This is a genomic window from Dysgonomonas sp. Marseille-P4361, assembly GCF_900343125.1.
Lineage (GTDB): Bacteria > Bacteroidota > Bacteroidia > Bacteroidales > Dysgonomonadaceae > Dysgonomonas.
In genome coordinates this window covers 240,062-257,829 of sequence record NZ_OPYL01000002.1, presented here as the reverse complement: position 1 = coordinate 257,829, position 17,768 = coordinate 240,062, and the positions used below count along the sequence as shown (strand labels likewise).

Annotated in this window: 17 protein-coding genes; 11 read left to right on the top strand and 6 right to left on the bottom strand. The window is 36.5% G+C overall.

Translation table 11 applies throughout. The features are described from left to right. Positions 1 to 23: 23 nt before the first annotated feature. Positions 24 to 377, bottom strand: a complete 354-nt coding sequence (gene crcB / locus DHU68_RS04940) for a fluoride efflux transporter CrcB (RefSeq protein WP_255412449.1) — start codon at positions 375 to 377, stop codon at positions 24 to 26. 160 nt (positions 378 to 537) lie between these two features. Here crcB and DHU68_RS04935 point away from each other — a divergent pair, with 160 nt between their 5' ends. After that, entirely contained in the window at positions 538 to 2,016 is a 1,479-nt protein-coding gene (locus DHU68_RS04935; protein ID WP_108821871.1) for a DUF3943 domain-containing protein, read from the top strand. Positions 2,017 to 2,022: 6 nt separating this feature from the next. Beyond that, a complete protein-coding gene (locus DHU68_RS04930; RefSeq protein WP_108821870.1) occupies positions 2,023 to 2,430 on the top strand; it encodes a GNAT family N-acetyltransferase in 408 nt (135 codons plus the stop codon). A gap of 47 nt (positions 2,431 to 2,477) precedes the next feature. Here DHU68_RS04930 and DHU68_RS04925 read toward each other — a convergent pair whose 3' ends face one another. From DHU68_RS04925 to DHU68_RS04915, 3 genes are all read right to left on the bottom strand, one after another. After that, positions 2,478 to 3,080, bottom strand: a complete 603-nt coding sequence (locus DHU68_RS04925; RefSeq protein ID WP_108821869.1) for a peptidylprolyl isomerase — start codon at positions 3,078 to 3,080, stop codon at positions 2,478 to 2,480. 102 nt (positions 3,081 to 3,182) lie between these two features. Then, on the bottom strand, positions 3,183 to 4,358 hold the full coding sequence (locus DHU68_RS04920) for a MalY/PatB family protein (protein ID WP_108821868.1): 1,176 nt from the start codon (positions 4,356 to 4,358) through the stop codon (positions 3,183 to 3,185). A 163-nt stretch (positions 4,359 to 4,521) separates the two neighbouring features. Then, the gene (locus DHU68_RS04915) at positions 4,522 to 5,961 is read right to left on the bottom strand and encodes a PDZ domain-containing protein (protein ID WP_108821867.1); all 1,440 of its coding nucleotides are present in this window, start codon (positions 5,959 to 5,961) and stop codon (positions 4,522 to 4,524) included. A gap of 283 nt (positions 5,962 to 6,244) precedes the next feature. On the opposite strand from DHU68_RS04915, the gene DHU68_RS04910 reads away from it, so the two are divergent. From DHU68_RS04910 to DHU68_RS04870, 9 genes are all read left to right on the top strand, one after another. Beyond that, the gene (locus tag DHU68_RS04910; protein WP_108821866.1) at positions 6,245 to 6,844 is read left to right on the top strand and encodes a riboflavin synthase; all 600 of its coding nucleotides are present in this window, start codon (positions 6,245 to 6,247) and stop codon (positions 6,842 to 6,844) included. Position 6,845: 1 nt separating this feature from the next. After that, positions 6,846 to 7,400: a nitroreductase family protein gene (locus tag DHU68_RS04905; protein WP_108821865.1), complete on the top strand. Its 555-nt coding sequence runs from the start codon at positions 6,846 to 6,848 to the stop codon at positions 7,398 to 7,400. A 19-nt stretch (positions 7,401 to 7,419) separates the two neighbouring features. Then, on the top strand, positions 7,420 to 8,031 hold the full coding sequence (locus tag DHU68_RS04900; RefSeq protein WP_108821864.1) for a DUF2238 domain-containing protein: 612 nt from the start codon (positions 7,420 to 7,422) through the stop codon (positions 8,029 to 8,031). Positions 8,032 to 8,060: 29 nt separating this feature from the next. Further along, positions 8,061 to 8,999 (top strand): DMT family transporter, encoded by a 939-nt coding sequence (locus tag DHU68_RS04895; RefSeq protein WP_108821863.1) that lies wholly within the window; start codon positions 8,061 to 8,063, stop codon positions 8,997 to 8,999. A gap of 30 nt (positions 9,000 to 9,029) precedes the next feature. Then, positions 9,030 to 9,542: a hypothetical protein gene (locus DHU68_RS04890; protein ID WP_255412448.1), complete on the top strand. Its 513-nt coding sequence runs from the start codon at positions 9,030 to 9,032 to the stop codon at positions 9,540 to 9,542. Between the two features lie 66 nt (positions 9,543 to 9,608). Further along, positions 9,609 to 10,682, top strand: a complete 1,074-nt coding sequence (mnmA, locus tag DHU68_RS04885; RefSeq protein WP_108821862.1) for a tRNA 2-thiouridine(34) synthase MnmA — start codon at positions 9,609 to 9,611, stop codon at positions 10,680 to 10,682. Positions 10,683 to 10,710: 28 nt separating this feature from the next. Next, positions 10,711 to 11,346: a trimeric intracellular cation channel family protein gene (locus DHU68_RS04880; RefSeq protein ID WP_108821861.1), complete on the top strand. Its 636-nt coding sequence runs from the start codon at positions 10,711 to 10,713 to the stop codon at positions 11,344 to 11,346. A gap of 75 nt (positions 11,347 to 11,421) precedes the next feature. Then, on the top strand, positions 11,422 to 13,407 hold the full coding sequence (locus tag DHU68_RS04875; protein WP_108821860.1) for an OmpA family protein: 1,986 nt from the start codon (positions 11,422 to 11,424) through the stop codon (positions 13,405 to 13,407). Positions 13,408 to 13,409: 2 nt separating this feature from the next. Next, on the top strand, positions 13,410 to 14,303 hold the full coding sequence (locus DHU68_RS04870; RefSeq protein ID WP_108821859.1) for a DUF4835 family protein: 894 nt from the start codon (positions 13,410 to 13,412) through the stop codon (positions 14,301 to 14,303). An 8-nt stretch (positions 14,304 to 14,311) separates the two neighbouring features. On the opposite strand, the gene DHU68_RS04865 is transcribed toward DHU68_RS04870, so the two are convergent. Further along, complete coding sequence (locus tag DHU68_RS04865) at positions 14,312 to 15,139, bottom strand: tetratricopeptide repeat protein (RefSeq protein WP_108821858.1); 828 nt, start codon at positions 15,137 to 15,139, stop codon at positions 14,312 to 14,314. Positions 15,140 to 15,240: 101 nt separating this feature from the next. Next, positions 15,241 to 17,607 (bottom strand): BamA/TamA family outer membrane protein, encoded by a 2,367-nt coding sequence (locus DHU68_RS04860; RefSeq protein WP_255412447.1) that lies wholly within the window; start codon positions 17,605 to 17,607, stop codon positions 15,241 to 15,243. Between the last annotated feature and the right edge of the window lie 161 nt (positions 17,608 to 17,768).

The following is a 17,768-nucleotide window of genomic DNA, read 5'->3' as shown; positions in this document are numbered from 1 at the left end:
GTTAAATTATCGAAATTACGTTTTTATTTAGCCAGGTACATACCCAACCAAACAGCTCCGAGTCCGACTACACAACTCAGTACTACATAAACAATTGCCAAGGGTATTTGGTTGTTATTTATCAGAGTTAAGGTTTCATTTGCAAAGGTTGAGAAAGTGGTAAATCCGCCACAAAACCCTGCAATAAGCAAGAATCGAAGATTATTTTCGGGGAAGAGGGTTGTAAATATTCCAATACAAAAACAACCTAATATATTGACAATAAAAGTAGCTACGGGGAAAGTAAAGGTCTCAATCCTTACAACAAAGTAGGATGTAAGGAAACGGACAACGCTTCCAACAGCACCACCTGTAGCCACTAACAAAATCTGCTTCATCAACATATCGTCAAAATTAGAAAATTATACTTAAATACAACTTTTATTCTTCAGTTATTGTTTAGTGAGAATATGATTAACCGATCTTAATACAGTTCGTTTGTTCATTTATAAAATTATCTTTGTTTCTAATTTACATTTACTCTTTGGTTTATTATTCATGCAAAACAGAATACAATTAATCTTCATTATACTTTTCATATCATTATCAGTTCAAGCTCAGTTTGCTATTCGCAAACAAGTCGCAATGCCTAAACCTCCCGATTCTACTGATATAGCTCACTATTCGCAGAAAAAAGGATGGCTGGCTACATCTAAAATTGTTGGCATGAATATGGGATTATGGGCTTTTGACAGGTATGTTCTGGAAGCTGAATTTGCCTATATAAATATACATACAATAAAAAAGAACCTCAAAAAAGGCTTTGTCTGGGATAATGATCAGATGGGAACAAATATGTTCTTACACCCTTACCATGGTAGTTTGTACTTTAACTCGGCAAGGTCGAACGGATACAACTTCTGGGAATCAGGAGCTTTCGCCTTTGGAGGAAGTGCCATGTGGGAGCTGTTTCTTGAGAATGAGTATCCTTCTATTAATGATATCGTTGCTACTCCAATAGGAGGTCTTGCTTTGGGTGAAGTCCTGTACAGAGCTTCTGATTTAGTGTTGGATGACAGATTAACGGGAGCTGATCGATTTGGAAGAGAATTTTCAGGCTTTCTGATAGCCCCTACACGAGGATTAAGCCGCATAATTAGTGGTGACGCATGGAGAAAAAGACCTACAAGCGGAAAACAATTCGGCGTGCCTGACGTCAGTGTAGAAATAGCGGCCGGAGTTAGAGCACTTGAGTTTAAAGAGCCTATTTTAGACAAGGGTGTAGGAGCTGCTATTGATATTAATATTGAATACGGAGATCGCTTCTCGTCTGAGAACGAGAAGCCTTATGATTATTTTACTTTCAAAAGCAATCTGAACATTCACAGTTCTCAACCAATTCTCAGTCAACTCAATATAGTGGGTAGACTATTTGTCACGGATCTTGTAGAAACAGAAAAAGACTTCCTTAGTTTAGGATTCTATCAGCATTTCGACTATTACGACTCTGATACTATATCTAAAACATCGGGCAAAATCCCTTACAAATTTTGTACTCCGGCCTCTATGGGACTTGGCTTTATATACAAAAGCAATAGAACCAAACGATTTAGTTTTGATGCTTTTTTACATACAAATTTAGTTCTGCTGGGAGGATCGTTAAGCGACCATTATGTTGTAGATATGCGAAACTATAATCTTGCCAGTGGCTTTAGTTCTAAAATAGGATTCAACACTGCATACAAAGACAAATTTAGCATTTCGGGCAATTACGAAGTATATAGAATGTTTACATGGAAGGGATATCCTCAAGATATAGATTGGAGTACAATAGATGTGCATGAGTTCAATTATCAAGGAGACCGTTCGCAGGCTATACTTCATGCAATAAGCCTTAGAGCTGACCTCAAGTTAAGGAAGCAACTCTATTTGAGTAGTATATTTTACAACTATACCCGCGACACGAACTATCGTTATTTTGATAATGTGTTTTCCCAAACTTACGAAAGCAGGCTCATGCTCACTTACAAATTATAGTACAATATGATTATTGCAGAAGTTCCATACACCGAAGTTTTAGAATTAAGGCAGCAAGTAATGTATCCCGATAAGGATATAGAATTTGTAAAGCTTCCTGATGACACGGAAGGATTACATATCGGAGTATATGAGCAAGGGGTACTCATTTCTGTCATGTCTTTATTTATGAATAAAAGAGAAATACAATTCAGAAAACTAGCAACCCTAACAGATATGCAGAAAAAGGGCTATGCTTCAGCTTTGATGAGATGGCTGATTAATTATGCCAATGATATAAAAGCTGAAAGGATTTGGTGTAATGCTCGTGTTAATGCATCTGACTTTTATAAAAGATTTGGTTATCAAGATACAGATGTATGTTTCTCTAAAAACGGCTATGATTATATTATAATGGAAAGAAAAATATCATAAAAAAAGCGGAATCATAAAATGACCCCGCCTTCTAAATATTTTATCTATTAGCAACTACAGCCAGAACCGCAGCCACCTGCTTCTCCATTACTTCCACAGCCACAGCCTGAATCTTCTGAATCACCGCAACCACAGCCGCCTGATCCACAACCACAACCTCCCTGAGGAGCAAACAATGCAGCTATTTCTTCTGGAGTAGATTCTCTAACTACAAGTACTTTTCCTGTGAAGTTTAGAGTTTCACCAGCTAAAGGATGATTGAAATCCATTCTTACAACATCTTCTTTCACTTCTACTACCGAACCATTCAAACGGTTTCCGTTAGTATCCATCATAGGAACAGTATTGCCTTCGAAAATAACTTCTTCGTTCAACTTTCCATCTTGTTCAAATATGTTGCGAGGTAGATCAACCACTGCTTCATCATCATATTCGCCATACGCTTCCTCTGGAGTTAGTACGAAGTCGAAAGAGTCACCCTCAGCTTTTCCATCTAAGTTTCTTTCAAAAGCCTCTAGCATAGAGTTCGTTCCAAAGATAAATTCTAGTGGAGTTTCAGCTGTAGCTCTTTCCATCAATTCACGCTCTTCGCCTTCTCCGACATTAAGATCGTATGACAGAGCAACAAATTTATTTGTTGAAATTTTCATTTTGTATTTATTTTAATTTATTAATCAAGTCTATTAAGACTACTTTATTTTATTATTACTATACAACAATAACTATGCCTAATTTGGCCAACACTACCAATATCAAATTTTATCAATAGCTGCTTTTAGATTATGCATTGCTTTTTCTACGTTTGCACGAGGTGTTCCAATATTCAAACGCATATATCCTTCACCTCCTGCTCCAAATATAGAGCCATCATTCAATGCCAATTTAGCATCTTTAATAAATAACGATACCAAATTAGGCTGAGACAAGTTCAATTCTCGGCAGTCTAACCATACAAGGAAAGACGCTTCGGGAATCATTGCTTTTATTTGTGGAATATTTTCTTTCAAATAATTATCTACGTATTTTATATTTTCCCACAAATATTCCTTGACCTCGCTTAACCATTCTTTACCTTCGTTATAAGCTGTTTGAGCTGCCAAATAAGCAAAGATATGCCCTGATTCTAATTCGCTGCTTGACAGATATGCATGAAATTGTTCTCTCAATTTATCATTCGGAACAATCGAATAAGAACTTACAATACCTGCAATATTGAATGTCTTGCTCGGCGCCATAAATGTTATGCTATTTTGTTCTGCCTTATATGAAACACTTGCGAAAGGAATATGTTTACTTGGTGCGAATGCTAAATCAGAATGTATCTCATCCGATATAACCAAAACGTTCTGTTCATAACAGATATCAGCTATATCAATTAATTCCTGTTTAGTCCAAACTCTACCTCCCGGATTATGGGGATTACATAAAATCAAGAGTTTACTAGCAGATGTTATCAACTTTTTGAGTCCTTCAATATCCATCTTATATTGACCAGCCTCTAAAATCAAGGGATTGTCAACTACTGTTCTATGATGCAAGGTAGGAACAATACGAAATGGATGATATACTGGCGGTTGAATAATTACTTCGTCATCCTTTTCGGTAAAACAGTCCACAGCAAAAGCAATTCCTTTTACTATTCCCGGTATAAAAGATATCCATTCTTGTTTTATCTTCCAATCGTGATAGTTACCAACCCAGTTGATTATAGAATTATAATATTCTTGAGAAGTTTTAGTATAGCCAAAAACGCCATGCTTAGCCCTTTCTATAATAGCTTCTGCAATTGCCTGAGGAGATTTGAAATCCATATCTGCTACCCACATAGGTATAAGATCTGTACTCCCGTAGCGTTCTTCCAGAGCATCAACCTTTATAGCTCCGGTACCTCTACGCTCAATTATTTCATCAAAGTTATATTTAGACATAGCTCACAATTTGGGCATAAAGATACTCAAATCGGTTTATTTTGCAGTTTATTATTAGAGTTAAGTTTGTATAAGATAGAGATTATTTATAGTGGTCACACAATATCTATCTTAGATCTTAGCATAAAAAAAGGATACTATCCGTATCCTCTTTTTTGTATCATTATAATGTCTTTACAAGTATTGATCGTCGTATTTCAGGCTTCACTTGAAATACTCGTTTCTGCATTCCATCCCAAGCTTCTATTACTAAAGTATCCTCACCTTTATCATTGACATATTTCTCAAAATTATATAAGTATGCAAATTGAGCCATATATTTAGATTTATTCAATTCTTTAGCTATATCCTTATAATAGGCCACGTTCCAGAACATACAATCCGGATAACCTTCTGCATTTGTAAAACGCGTCTTTTGATCTCTGTAAACCATTGTCTCTGCTACAAAATTAAGGTACCCCTCAGACAATGCATCTCTGGTATGTTCAAATTTTCTATTATTAATTTTAGTTATTACATATCCCGGACGAATTCCAGCATTGTAGGCAGGAGAACCCATATCCACATCCGTTATCGTTTTTAAGTCATCAGCATCAAAGTACAAACCTGTATAATTGTATTTATTGAAGTCTACAGAATATGTAGCCTCTGAGCGAGGTGTTGTATACGGTAATTGTTTAAGCATCAAAGGAGTATGAACTCTTACATATTCTTCCAACGAATACTTTGAAGATAAGTGATCTTTCATATTACAATCCCAAATTTGCACCAAGTTCGGAGCATCGATGTATTTTCTATCATAAAAGCTAAAACCATATTCTACAATGTACTGACTTACATTGTCCTTATTAGGGTTAGTATAATCAACAATTGGTAATGCCACCATTTTTTCCAAATCTGCATCATAACGCAACGAAGCTGCTCTCGCATTAGGATTCTCAAGTCCTGTGAATTTAGGATTCGGACCATAGTTATAATATGCTTGAACTATAATATCCGGATCTTTAGTATCTCTCACTAGTCCTTTAGCTTGAAGTTCTTTATCTAGAAGAGCCGTTATCTGAGCATCTATTGCCGGAACGGGTTTTCCGTCTTTATAAAAATCATATGTATGATAATCTGCAAAATCAGCGTCCTTACGCGGAGTAATAGTCAGAGGAAGAGAAAAGACTTGCTCGTTTGTATTTTCCAGACTATAAAAAGAATATATTTTAGAAAGCTCTTTTTCATTCACTGAATTTGTAGCTACACATTCACGATAAAGCGTATATTCTTTAAAATATGTGTTCATATTTCTTATCGTAAAAGTAACTGTCGGAGCATACATATCTCCGAAAAGCCAGTCTGCTATAGTTTGATTATCGCGCAAATAAGTAGCTTTGCCATTTATTTCCATTATAATATCATTAACTTTTATTCCAGCCTTTTCTGCAGGTGAGTTTGGTTCAACGCCTGTAATTATAAGCTCACCATATCCCCAGTTCGCATTGTCACTCACTTCGAATGTAAATCCAAAGTAGCAATTCTTGTTATAACCTTGTGAATGAATATTATTAGCTATAGAAAAAAGTAATGTAAAGCAAATAAGCAATAGTTTCTTCATATTATGAGTAATTTGAAAAATGAGGGAGCAAAGATATAGTTTTTTTATTAATCTTATACTTTGTAATGAGCTGTTTAGAAATCTATTTTTATTGTATTATGTCATTTTAAGGTTTAGAACTAAATATTTTTTGAACAAGAGCCCTTACTACGAGTCTGCGCAAAAGGGCATAAGGAAGTCTTTTCGGATAACATCTAATCAGATTTTTTATTAATATTCTTTTCATATAAATGTGTATCTTTGTAGTAGTTTTTAAGAACAAATAAAATTAATATATAAGATTATGTTTTCAGGTATTGTAGAAGAAGCTGCAACAGTTGTATCATTAGTTAAAGATGCCGAAAATCTTCACTTGACAATGAGTTGCTCGTTTACGAACGAACTAAAAATAGACCAAAGCGTAGCTCACAACGGGGTTTGCCTTACAGTTGTAAACATCGAAGGAGACACGTACACCGTTACTGCTATAAAAGAAACTCTAGACCGTTCAAATCTTGGCTTGTTAAAAGTTGGAGATAAAGTCAATCTTGAACGCAGTATGCTAATGAATGGCCGACTAGACGGACACATCGTACAAGGTCATGTAGACCAAACTGCTAAATGTGTAGAAATAAGAGAGGCTGATGGTAGCTGGTACTTCAAGTTCGAGTATGAATTTGACAGAGAAATGGCTAAAAAAGGCTACTTGACTGTTGACAAGGGTTCTGTTACTGTAAACGGTGTTAGCCTGACAGTTGTATCTCCAACTAATAACACATTTGAAGTTGCCATTATTCCTTATACATACGAACATACCAATTTCCATCAACTAAAAGTTGGAAGTGTGGTCAATCTCGAATTTGATATAATTGGCAAATACATAAGTCGCATTACGCAACTATAAAATGACAAAAGACGAATTTTACAGTTTGGTCAAAAGACGTCAGAGTACACGTAAATTTGACACCGAACGGACTATAGACAGAGAGATAATCAATCGTATTCTAGAAGCGGGAAGATTATCTCCTTCTGCATGTAATGCACAACCTTGGCATTTTATTGTTGTAGACGAACCCGAACTAAAGAATAAGGTTGCCGATGCAGCATCTGCCCGACTATTGGGGATGAACCATTTTACAAAACAAGCTCCAGTACATATCATTGTTGTGGAAGAAAAAGTAAACTTATCGTCAGGTATAGGAGGAATAGTAAAAGACAAACATTTTGCTTTTCTTGACATAGGAATTGCTGCCGCTCATATTTGCCTTGCTGCCGAAGCGGAAGGATTAGGCAGCTGTATTTTAGGATGGTTTGCCGAGTCTAAAATAAAAAAGCTACTTAACATTCCTGATAATAAACGTGTTGTTTTAGATATTGTTATTGGTTATCCCGCACAAGACTTACGTGAGAAAAAAAGGAAGCCTTCTGACGAAGTTATTTCTTACAATTCTTACAAATAACTCTCAACATTCATCCGATATGAGGTATTGGATCTTTCTATCCATATTTTTGCTTGTCACCATTTGGTCCGGAATAGGAGCTTATGAAGTCGGTCTATGGTTTCTCGAAGCAGGTATGTGTCTTGTAGGAGTGGCTATATTAGTCTTTACCTTCAAAAAGTTTCAGTTCACCGACATGACCTATATTTTTATCCTTATCCACCTCATTATCCTTCTTGTTGGTGCTCACTATTCATATGCCAGAGTTCCGCTATTCGATTGGATACAGGAGGTATTTAATCAGAGCAGAAACAATTACGATAAAGTAGGACATTTTGCACAAGGGTTTATTCCCGCTATGATAGCAAGAGAACTATTAATAAGACTTGATGTTATAAAAAAGAAATCATGGATACCTTTTCTTGTAGTCTGCATATGTCTGGCCATTAGTGCTGTTTATGAACTTATAGAATGGTGGGTCGCACTCCTTTCCAAAGATGGAGCTGATGACTTTCTAGGAATGCAGGGATATGAATGGGATACGCAGTCTGATATGTTTTGTGCTATGATTGGAGCTATATGTATGCTCCTATTTTTCTCTAAACTCCAAGACAAGCAGATTCACAAACTAGAGAATACAAAAAAGGATTGAACAAGAAAACGTTGTTTCGTTTATAAAATATGACTCTCTCTCAAAAACAACAAGGGCATCTTATCATGCTCTTCGTTATGACGATATTCGGATTGAATATTCCAATCAATAAGTACCTTTACACCGAGGGCTTTCTTTCTCCTATGGCAATGACCCTGCTACGCATGGGCTTTGCAGCTACTGCTTTTTGGTTCGTTTCTCTGTTTACAAAGAAAGAGAAAGTTGAAAGAAAAGACTTACTGATACTTTGCATTGGAGGTCTTAGCGGCATGTTAATTAATCAGAGTCTGTTTGCTATTGGCTTAGGACAGACCTCATCGGTAGACGCTTCTATTATCACAACAAGTGGCCCTTTGTTTGCTATGATTTTAGCAGCCATTATATTGAAAGAACCAATAACCTTCAAAAAAGCAGGAGGAGTTGTCGTTGGAGGAGCAGGAGCTATATTTTTAGTCTATACGAGTAACAATGTAGCTAGTGCTGGCGAAGGGTCTGCTCTATTTGGAGACCTTTCTGTACTTGGGGCTCAACTTTTTTATTCCTTCTATTTGGTAATCACCCGCCCATTATCGACAAAATACTCTCCTATAACGATGATGAAATGGATGTTCTTATTTGCTGCAATAATCGATTTACCTATCGGGTACAAGTATGTAATGGAAGCCCCATTGTTTCAACAAACCGATATCACTCCATTCCTTTGTCTAGGATTTGCATTGATAGGGGCAACATTTATCACTTACCTGTGTATTCCTTTAGCCCAACGAAGAATAAGACCAACAACTATTTCTATGTACAACAATCTTCAGCCTTTAATAGCATCAGGTGTTGCAATATCAATGGGGATGGATCGGTTCACAATGGAAAAATTAATTGCGGCACTACTTATTTTTGGTGGCGTATATCTAGTGACTGTTAGTAAGTCTAAAGCAGACTTGGATATAGAAAAAGTAAAAATTGAAAAATAAAGTGTAATTTTGTAGCTTAATTATATTGACATGATGAAAGTTATAAAAATCATCTTCTTACTGCTAATTATACCAATGACTTCTTCGGCTCAGTTGATCGGAGTAGGTGCCCAATATGCGGATGCAAAAGGAGCTGGCAATGCAATCCAATTTGCAGCAAATGCATCTTTTCCAGTTTGGCACAAGAAGAACTCATTAAATATGTTTATAGCCAGCGGAATAGATTATACAGGGGGTAGTTCTCCGGTTGCAGGACTTAATATTAAACCCCTACAATTCACTTCTTATATAAGTGAATCGCTGTTCAATAATTTTCCGGTTACAATATTGGTTGGATGCGATGCCGGTTATCTGTTTAACTTCAAGCATGGTAAAGATGGAATCATTATATCGCCGAATGTTTATGTTGATTACAAAAGTTTCTTTGTAAAAACTGGATACGACTTTAATGTAACAGGTAATAGAGAACAATTTTTCGTCCGATTTGGTTTAAACTTCGGACTAGGTACATTTAAGATGTTTGCGAAAACACGAATAAGATAACAAACTCTCTTTTTATGAAGAAAAGAGGTCTTTTAAATTTATAACATACAAGTTCTATTATAATAAATGAAAATTGCTGCATTAGTTTCAGGAGGTGTTGACAGTTCTGTTGTTGTACACCAACTAAAAGAACAAGGCTATGACCCTACAATATTCTACATCCGCATAGGGATGGAAGACGAACAAGGATACATAGATTGTCCTGCTGAAGAAGATATCGAGATAACTACATATATAGCCAAGAAATATGGTTGTAAGATGGAAGTTGTTTCATTGCATGAAGAATATTGGGAAAATGTAGTTAGCTATACTATCGAAGCTGTGAAAAGAGGCTTAACTCCCAATCCTGATATGATGTGTAACAAGATGATCAAATTTGGCTGTTTCGAACAAAAATGGGGACACGAATTTGATAAAATTGCTACCGGTCATTATGCAACTACAACCGAATTGAACGGAAAGACATGGCTTTCTACAGCAAAAGATCATGTAAAAGACCAGACTTATTTTCTGGGACAAATAGACTATTTACAAGTATCTAAATTAATGTTTCCTATCGGCGACCTACTAAAAAGCGAAGTACGAGCAATTGCGGCTCTGCAAAACCTTCCTTCGGCTCAACGAAAAGATAGTCAGGGAATCTGCTTCTTAGGCAAGATCAACTACAACGATTTTATTCGTCGCTACTTAGGTGAGAAAAAAGGTAAAATTGTAGAATTGGAAACAGGCAAAGTTCTTGGTAGTCACGATGGCTATTGGTTCCATACCATAGGACAACGAAAAGGTCTAGGACTAAGTGGTGGACCTTGGTTTGTAATCCAAAAAGATACAGAAGAGAACATTATCTATGTTTCTAATGGTTATGATCCGGAAACACAATACGGCAAGGTAGTAAACTTAGCTGGCTTCTCTTTTATCACCGAAGATATATGGGGAAACTTTGAGGGTACAAAAGATATAACTTTCAAAATACGTCATACACCAGAGTTCACCCAAGGTCGTATTGAGAAAATAGGCGATCTTTTCAGAATCCATTCTGACGAAAAAATACAAGGCATTGCTGCCGGACAGTTTGGTGTGGTATACGATTCTGCATCTAAACTATGCATTGGTAGCGGAATGATAGCAAATGAAGGTTAATTAAAAAACAATAATCTATACCACTATTATGTTCCTTTTCAATGATCTTGCACAAATAGAATTTGTTGATATTATCGAATTTTTAGGGACTATCGCTTTTGCTATCAGCGGAATCCGCTTAGCATCGGCAAAACGATTCGACTGGTTTGGAGCTATCGTCGTAGGCTTTGTCACTGCTGTTGGAGGAGGAACATTACGCGACCTATTACTCGATGTACCCATATTCTGGATGCAGACAAGCCGCTATATATGGTGTACTTTATTTGCGTTTATCTTTGTTCTTCTTTTCCGAAAATATCTGGTCCATCTCAACAATACAATATTTTGGTTCGACTGTATAGGACTCGGACTCTTTGTTGTAGTAGGATACGAAAAAGCTCACGCTCTTTATTATCCGGTATGGGTATGTGTATCCATGGCTACAATTACAGGGATTGTAGGAGGAATTATTCGTGACATTCTTATCAACGAAATTCCTATTATCTTCACTCAAGAACTCTATGCTATTGCCTGTATATTAGGAGGTATTCTTTTTAGTATTTTACTTTATTTCGGAGTAGAAGACATCGTCATAGAAGTATCTACTGCAGTCTTTGTTGTTGTAGTCAGAGTAATCGCAACCAAATATAAGCTTAGTTTACCAACCCTGAAAGGAGAAGATTAAACAGATACTCGGGCTCAGTAAACAATATTATAAGTATAAATAAGTTATATTTGTATCTATATCAACAAACTTGATTTGAAGAACTGTTTATATTATATATTGACTTCCATTATCCTTCTGCCTCTATCCTACTCTTGTAAACAAGTAAAACTGGAAGATGCTGATGAGAAATTTGCGCAAGGTGAATACTTTGTTGCAGCCGACATGTATCGTACAATATATAGAAAAACATCCCCTAAAAAGAGGGAACTAAGAGGTGAGGTTGCACTTAGAATGGCCGAAAGTTACCGTTTAATCAATTATCCGGTTCGTGCAAATGCAGCCTATGCCAATGCCATAAGATATAAGGCAGAAGATAGCACCATGACTCTTCAATATGCCCGTTCGTTACACAAGGCCGGAGATTATAAATCGGCAGCAAAGTATTATGAAGAATTCTTAGAAATACAACCTGATAATCAGTTTGCACTAAATGGATTAGAAGGGACGAGGGTTGCTCCTGACTGGAGAATAAACCCTACCAAATATACGGTAAAAAAAATGGGATTATTCAACTCTAACAGAGCTGAATTTAGTCCTATGCTATTACCCCCAGATTACGATCAGGTTTATTTCGCATCCAACAGAAAAGAAGCAATAGGTGATACCATTAGCGGTATAACCGGAGCAAAACTGAATGATATATTCATGTCCAGAAAAGATGAAAATGGAGAATGGATGAAACCCGAACATGTAGACTCTCCCGTAAATACAGAATCGGATGAAGGTACTGTATTCTTTTCTTCCGAAGGAGGATCTATGTATTATACTCATACACCGTTAGCCGACTCGATTACCAGCACATATCCGCGCATCTATATATCCCGTCGATCAGGAGGGGCTTGGAATGCTGGAACTTTATTAACTATAAATAAACAGGACTCAACCAGCGTATATGCACATCCTACAATAAATTCTAGCGGACAGTATCTCTATTTTGTTTCTGATATGCCCGGAGGATACGGAGGTAAAGATATATGGCGGGCAAAAATGGTTGGAGACCTTGTAGAGTCAATAGAGAATCTTGGACCCGATATTAATACCGCTGGTGATGAGATGTTCCCTTATCTTAGAAATGATTCTACTCTCTATTTCTCTTCGGATGGTCATATTGGTATGGGAGGATTAGATATATACAAAGCACAATTCCATAGCAGTCTGAACAGATGGACTATCGACAATCTTAAATATCCGATAAATTCTCAGTCTGATGACTTTGGTATCACTTTCGAAGGAGCAAATGAGCGAGGTTTTTTCAGTTCTAACAGAGGTGATGTTAAAGGCTTTGACCATATTTATTCATTCGAATATCCAATCATAAAAACAAATATAGAAGGATATATTGTAGATACTGATGACGAATTTGTTATAAACCCGACTATCAGAGTAGTGGGCAAAGACGGTACAAATAAGAGATTTCCTGGAAAGATTGATGGCACTTATACATTAGATGTAAATCAAGGGGTAGATTATGTATTCTTGGCAAGTGCAAAAGATCATTTGAATACGAAGATGTCTTTGAGTACATTAGAAATGGATAAAGATTCCACTTACTTTGTTGATTTTGTATTGACGCCTATCAATAAACCCGTTGTACTGGAGAATATATTTTACGATTTCGACAAAGCAACATTGCGTCCAGAATCTAAAGAAGGTTTGGATGAACTGATTGACCTGTTAACCCTAAACCCAAATGTAACAATTGAACTTTCGGCACATACCGACCGAAAGGGAAGCGATGAATACAATCAGTCTTTGTCACAAAGAAGAGCAGAATCTGTCGTAAACTATCTGATAGAAGGTGGAATAGCCAAAGATAGACTAACAGCAGTAGGCAAAGGCAAAAAAGAGCCAAAGAGAGTAACAAAAGCTGTTGTAAAGAAATTTGATTTTCTTGAAGAGGGAGCAGTTCTTACCCCTGAGTTTGTAGAACAACTAACTCCGGAACAACAAGAAATGGCTGATCAGGTGAATCGTCGTACAGAATTTAAGGTTCTTAGTGTAACGTATAATTTAGAATAACTATGAGATTAATATTTACATTACTATTTGTAGTTATATTTTCGGCTCAGGCATTTAGCCAAGAGTTGAACGCCAGACTTACAATAAACACTCAAAAAATTCAATCTGCCGACAAAGAACTTTTTTCTTCATTAGAAAAAATACTGAGCCAGATACTTAACGAACAAAAATGGACTAATCTGACATACTCCAAAAATGAACGAATCGACTGTACTTTTGCTATTACAATAAACAAAGTATCGGAGGGCAATAATTTTGAGGCCGAGATGCTAATATCCTCGCGCCGCCCGGTCTATAATTCATCCTATGTTACAACCCTTTTCAACTTCAAAGATACTCAATTCGAATTCAATTATATGCTAGGACAACCCCTAGATTACAACAGTTCATCGATTGAAAATAATTTGATTGCCGTTATTGCCTATTATGCAAATATAATTATCGGACTTGATGCTGATTCTTTCTCTTCGAATGGGGGGAAACCTTACTATGCAAAAGCTATGGAGATAGCCAATATGGCTCAATCTTTAGGCTCTAAGGGATGGGAACCTTTTTCGGGAAGGAATTCGAACAGATACGATCTTGCTATGGCTCTGACTGAAGAAAGTTCGAGCAACTTCCATACTATGTTTTACAAATACCATCGTTTGGGACTAGACGAAATGGCAGCTAATTCATCGCGTGGTAGAATAAGAATTATTGAGTCTGTCGACGAAATACAGGAATTAAAAAAGAACAGACCTAATTCGCCTCTACTTACAATAATCTCTGAATCAAAAATAGATGAAATAGCCAGAGTAGCTTCACAAGCTACAGCGGAAGAAAAACAAGGACTAAAAAAATTACTTACTCAGCTATTTCCAGCAAAAGGAAATATTATCAACACTATTCAATAAGCAGAATTCTATTTGCAATAAGATAAAAGTTCCTCTATATATTCAGCATTTGCACCTAGCTCTTTCGCTTTCAAAAAATCTTCTTTCGCAAACTGCTTGTCGTATTGAGCCAAGCGAATTTTTCCTTTCAAGATATATACCTCTGCTGTATTGTAACCTAACTCAATAGTCTTTTTCACATCATCTAAGGCTTTCCCTAACTTATCAAGCTCCATATAACATTCAGCTCTGTTTAGATAAAGTTCTGCTACATTTGCATCTTTATAAATAAGATAGCTATACACTTCTTCAGCTTCTTTCCATTCGCTTCTGCGCTTCATTATAGCAGCAAGACCAGCCTTAGCTATTAAGTTGTCAGCATCTAGTTCTAACATCTTTTCAAAGTCTTCTTCTGCCGCCAGTAGATTCTTCTGGCTTAGATATATTAATCCTCTGCGATGCAATGCTTCTACATCTACAGAGTTGGCTAATAACATTGTATTATAGTCAGTCAGAGCATCTTCAAATCTGTTCATTTCACAATACAAAGCAGCTCTATTGTGACGGATAAATGCACTATTCGGATATTTCTCTATTGCTACATTATAAGAGATAAGAGCTTCTTCTAGTTTTCCTAAATTCCGCTGTATTGTACCCAAGTTTACCATCAAAAGTATATTATTGGGATTTCCCGGCTCTTTTCTCAGAGCGACTTTTATTGTTTGCTCTGCAGCTTCAAAGTCTTTATTTTCGGTAAGTTCGAGAGCTTTATCAACTATTTCTTCATATGTTTGGCCCGAAAGTGGAGACAATATCATTATAGACAACAAAAGAAGAAGTATATTTTTTTTAATCATAAGTATGTTTTTATTCAGGGAGCAAAGTTACACCTAATATAACCGGTTTAAATAAAACATATTATCTAAAAAGGATTAAAAGATGTGAGAATATATTTTATTTAGAACGGATAGCCTACAGCAATATGCCATGCTACATTCTTACTGAATTTATGTGGCTGAAGAATTGGCCACCTTTTCGTATTTGGATCATTTGATGGATCATATGCTTTCCATCCACAGTCGAGACGAAGAAGCACATAGTTGAAGTCGAGACGAAGACCTAAGCCCCAAGCAAAAGCAATCTCTTTGTAGAAACTATCTAGCTTAAAGACTCCACCTTCTTGCTTGTCATACTCTCTGATTGTCCATATATTACCGGCATCAATAAAAGCTGCCAATTCAATAATCCAGAATAGCTTACTACGATATTCGATACTAGCGTCAAGTCTAATATCCCCCGAATGATAATAAAAATTATCACTATCACCAGGAATATCACTTGGTTTAAAATAATAAGACCCTGGTCCTAATTCTCTCACAGGCCATCCTCTTACACCATTTGCCCCACCCGAAAAGAATCGTTTTTGAATTGGAATCTGCTTACTGTTTCCATAAGGAAAAGCGATACCTCCTCCTAACCTCCAGGCAATAGAGTTTTTCTCATCCACCTGATAAGTCCTGCTATAGTCGACTGTTCCTCTTAAGTATTGTGCATAATTTGTTCCGAACACTTGTTTCGACCCTAATGAGTCTGATTCAACCCCTCTCAAAGCTGTAGCTAAAGAAAGAAGATTCCCTGCAGTTTCTACCGATGCTCGTAAAGAATAGATTGGTCTATTGCCTCTAGTTGGGCTAGTCGCATTTGTTCTAGAAAAAGTATAACCCGAGCTTAAAATAAAGTGGTCGTTAAAACTGTACTGTCTTGCCGACTCAGATAGATTTGCATAAAACGTACTATCAAGGCTTCCTTTAGGTAAATGAACATAACTTACATTTATAAAATCGAATATATGTCTATTCAGAGACATTCTTCTATCCTGCCATATATATCTTAACCCTGCGGAAGAAACCGTACGGGTAAACATCCCCGGGCGTCTTTGGTATGTATAGTTAAGATTCAATTGAGTAGAAGCATGAATATTCCGTCTGAAGTCTTTCTTCAAGAAAGGGAACATAAAACGAGGAAAGGTAAGGGAGGCCTCTCCCCCCATCTCAAAGTAGTTATCTTCAAAATTTGCGAAATTAGAAGATTTCCCTGATTTATAAGCTCCAGCCTCATAAGCCCCTCTAAGTTTTATATTAAATTGTTCAGAGCCTCTGAATGCATTTCTATGTAAATAGCCAACTCCGGCACCAACGCCAAACGCTCCTCCGGAATTTGTTCCTTCTACATCCCAGGATGCCCCTTGTCTTTTGTCTGGCACACAAGTAATAACACAACGCAATTCGGCAGGAGATTCATATTCCCACGAAATATTCACATTTTTCAGAATACGTAATTGAGATAAGGCACTATACGTAAGAGAAGTCATGTTCTCGTCATACATAGTCCCGGGGACAATGTAACAGCTACTTAGTATTATATGGGGTTTTATATATTCACCTCGTTGTCCATAACGGATTACATAGCCATTTTTCTCATAAGTAGAAGACTCTTTATACAAGCTTAAATCTCCATCTTCAATAGGATTATAATCCACATAAAGTTCTACACTTTTTACTCTATATTGTTTATGAGGAGTATTGATAACTTTGCCATCAGGAGCACTAGCCATAAAAGGATATAGCGACAGGTCTAGTCCTACATTATGTTTTCCTAATGTTGTATCAGCCTCAAATCCTATATATTCTTTATTAAAACCATAGTACCCCAATCGTCTGAATTCAGATGTAATACGATCTCTCTCCTGATCCAACATATCTAAGTCAAACAATGTACCTTTTTTCACTAAGGAGTTACGATATAGCAATGTATCTAAAATACGGATAGATGCCAGACTATCGGTTTCTAATACATTGGGTTTCTTCAACAAAGACAGCATCCGAGTAGGCAACATCGGATCGCCCATAATACTATCGTCTACAGCTATTTTGTAATCATCTATACGATATGGTTCTCCTACTGCTATATTATATGTAACATCTGCTTTCTTATTATGCAACTTTACCTCAGGAGTTACTTCGGCATCCAAATAGCCCTTGTTTGTCATCAATCGTTTCAGGTCAACAACTGTCTGATGCAACATCGTGCTATCATATATTACGGGAGGATCTCCTGCATTACGCAGTGTTCTGTTCACCCACTTAGTAGTATCTTTCCCTGATAGACTATATATAAAAAGGGGCAGTTTAAATATGGCAAATGTTTTATAATTAGGCTTTTGTTTTATATGCGGTTCCATCTCATAAGATGGCAGTACTTTCTTATCACTCTTTATAGCGGTACTCGATAATAAGTACTCACCTTCGGGAACAAACTTAGTCATGCTACACGATTGCCATATTGCAGCACAAATAAGAACAATAATAAAGATTAATATTTTACACCTCATTGAAAACGAAATAAGCCCTTTTTACGAAATGAATGACAAATTTAGGGTTTTAATTGTTTCTTTTCGTAGTTTTGTTGTAAAAAGAGCTATTAATT

Bases quoted from the DNA above. Each gene is read 5' to 3' on its own strand.
- crcB (WP_255412449.1), bottom strand. From the start codon at position 377: ATGAAGCAGATTTTGTTAGTGGCTACAGGTGGTGCTGTTGGAAGCGTT.
- DHU68_RS04935 (WP_108821871.1), top strand. From the start codon at position 538: ATGCAAAACAGAATACAATTAATCTTCATTATACTTTTCATATCATTA.
- DHU68_RS04930 (WP_108821870.1), top strand. From the start codon at position 2,023: ATGATTATTGCAGAAGTTCCATACACCGAAGTTTTAGAATTAAGGCAG.
- DHU68_RS04925 (WP_108821869.1), bottom strand. From the start codon at position 3,080: ATGAAAATTTCAACAAATAAATTTGTTGCTCTGTCATACGATCTTAAT.
- DHU68_RS04920 (WP_108821868.1), bottom strand. From the start codon at position 4,358: ATGTCTAAATATAACTTTGATGAAATAATTGAGCGTAGAGGTACCGGA.
- DHU68_RS04915 (WP_108821867.1), bottom strand. From the start codon at position 5,961: ATGAAGAAACTATTGCTTATTTGCTTTACATTACTTTTTTCTATAGCT.
- DHU68_RS04910 (WP_108821866.1), top strand. From the start codon at position 6,245: ATGTTTTCAGGTATTGTAGAAGAAGCTGCAACAGTTGTATCATTAGTT.
- DHU68_RS04905 (WP_108821865.1), top strand. From the start codon at position 6,846: ATGACAAAAGACGAATTTTACAGTTTGGTCAAAAGACGTCAGAGTACA.
- DHU68_RS04900 (WP_108821864.1), top strand. From the start codon at position 7,420: ATGAGGTATTGGATCTTTCTATCCATATTTTTGCTTGTCACCATTTGG.
- DHU68_RS04895 (WP_108821863.1), top strand. From the start codon at position 8,061: ATGACTCTCTCTCAAAAACAACAAGGGCATCTTATCATGCTCTTCGTT.
- DHU68_RS04890 (WP_255412448.1), top strand. From the start codon at position 9,030: ATGATGAAAGTTATAAAAATCATCTTCTTACTGCTAATTATACCAATG.
- mnmA (WP_108821862.1), top strand. From the start codon at position 9,609: ATGAAAATTGCTGCATTAGTTTCAGGAGGTGTTGACAGTTCTGTTGTT.
- DHU68_RS04880 (WP_108821861.1), top strand. From the start codon at position 10,711: ATGTTCCTTTTCAATGATCTTGCACAAATAGAATTTGTTGATATTATC.
- DHU68_RS04870 (WP_108821859.1), top strand. From the start codon at position 13,410: ATGAGATTAATATTTACATTACTATTTGTAGTTATATTTTCGGCTCAG.
- DHU68_RS04865 (WP_108821858.1), bottom strand. From the start codon at position 15,139: ATGATTAAAAAAAATATACTTCTTCTTTTGTTGTCTATAATGATATTG.
- DHU68_RS04860 (WP_255412447.1), bottom strand. From the start codon at position 17,607: ATGACTAAGTTTGTTCCCGAAGGTGAGTACTTATTATCGAGTACCGCT.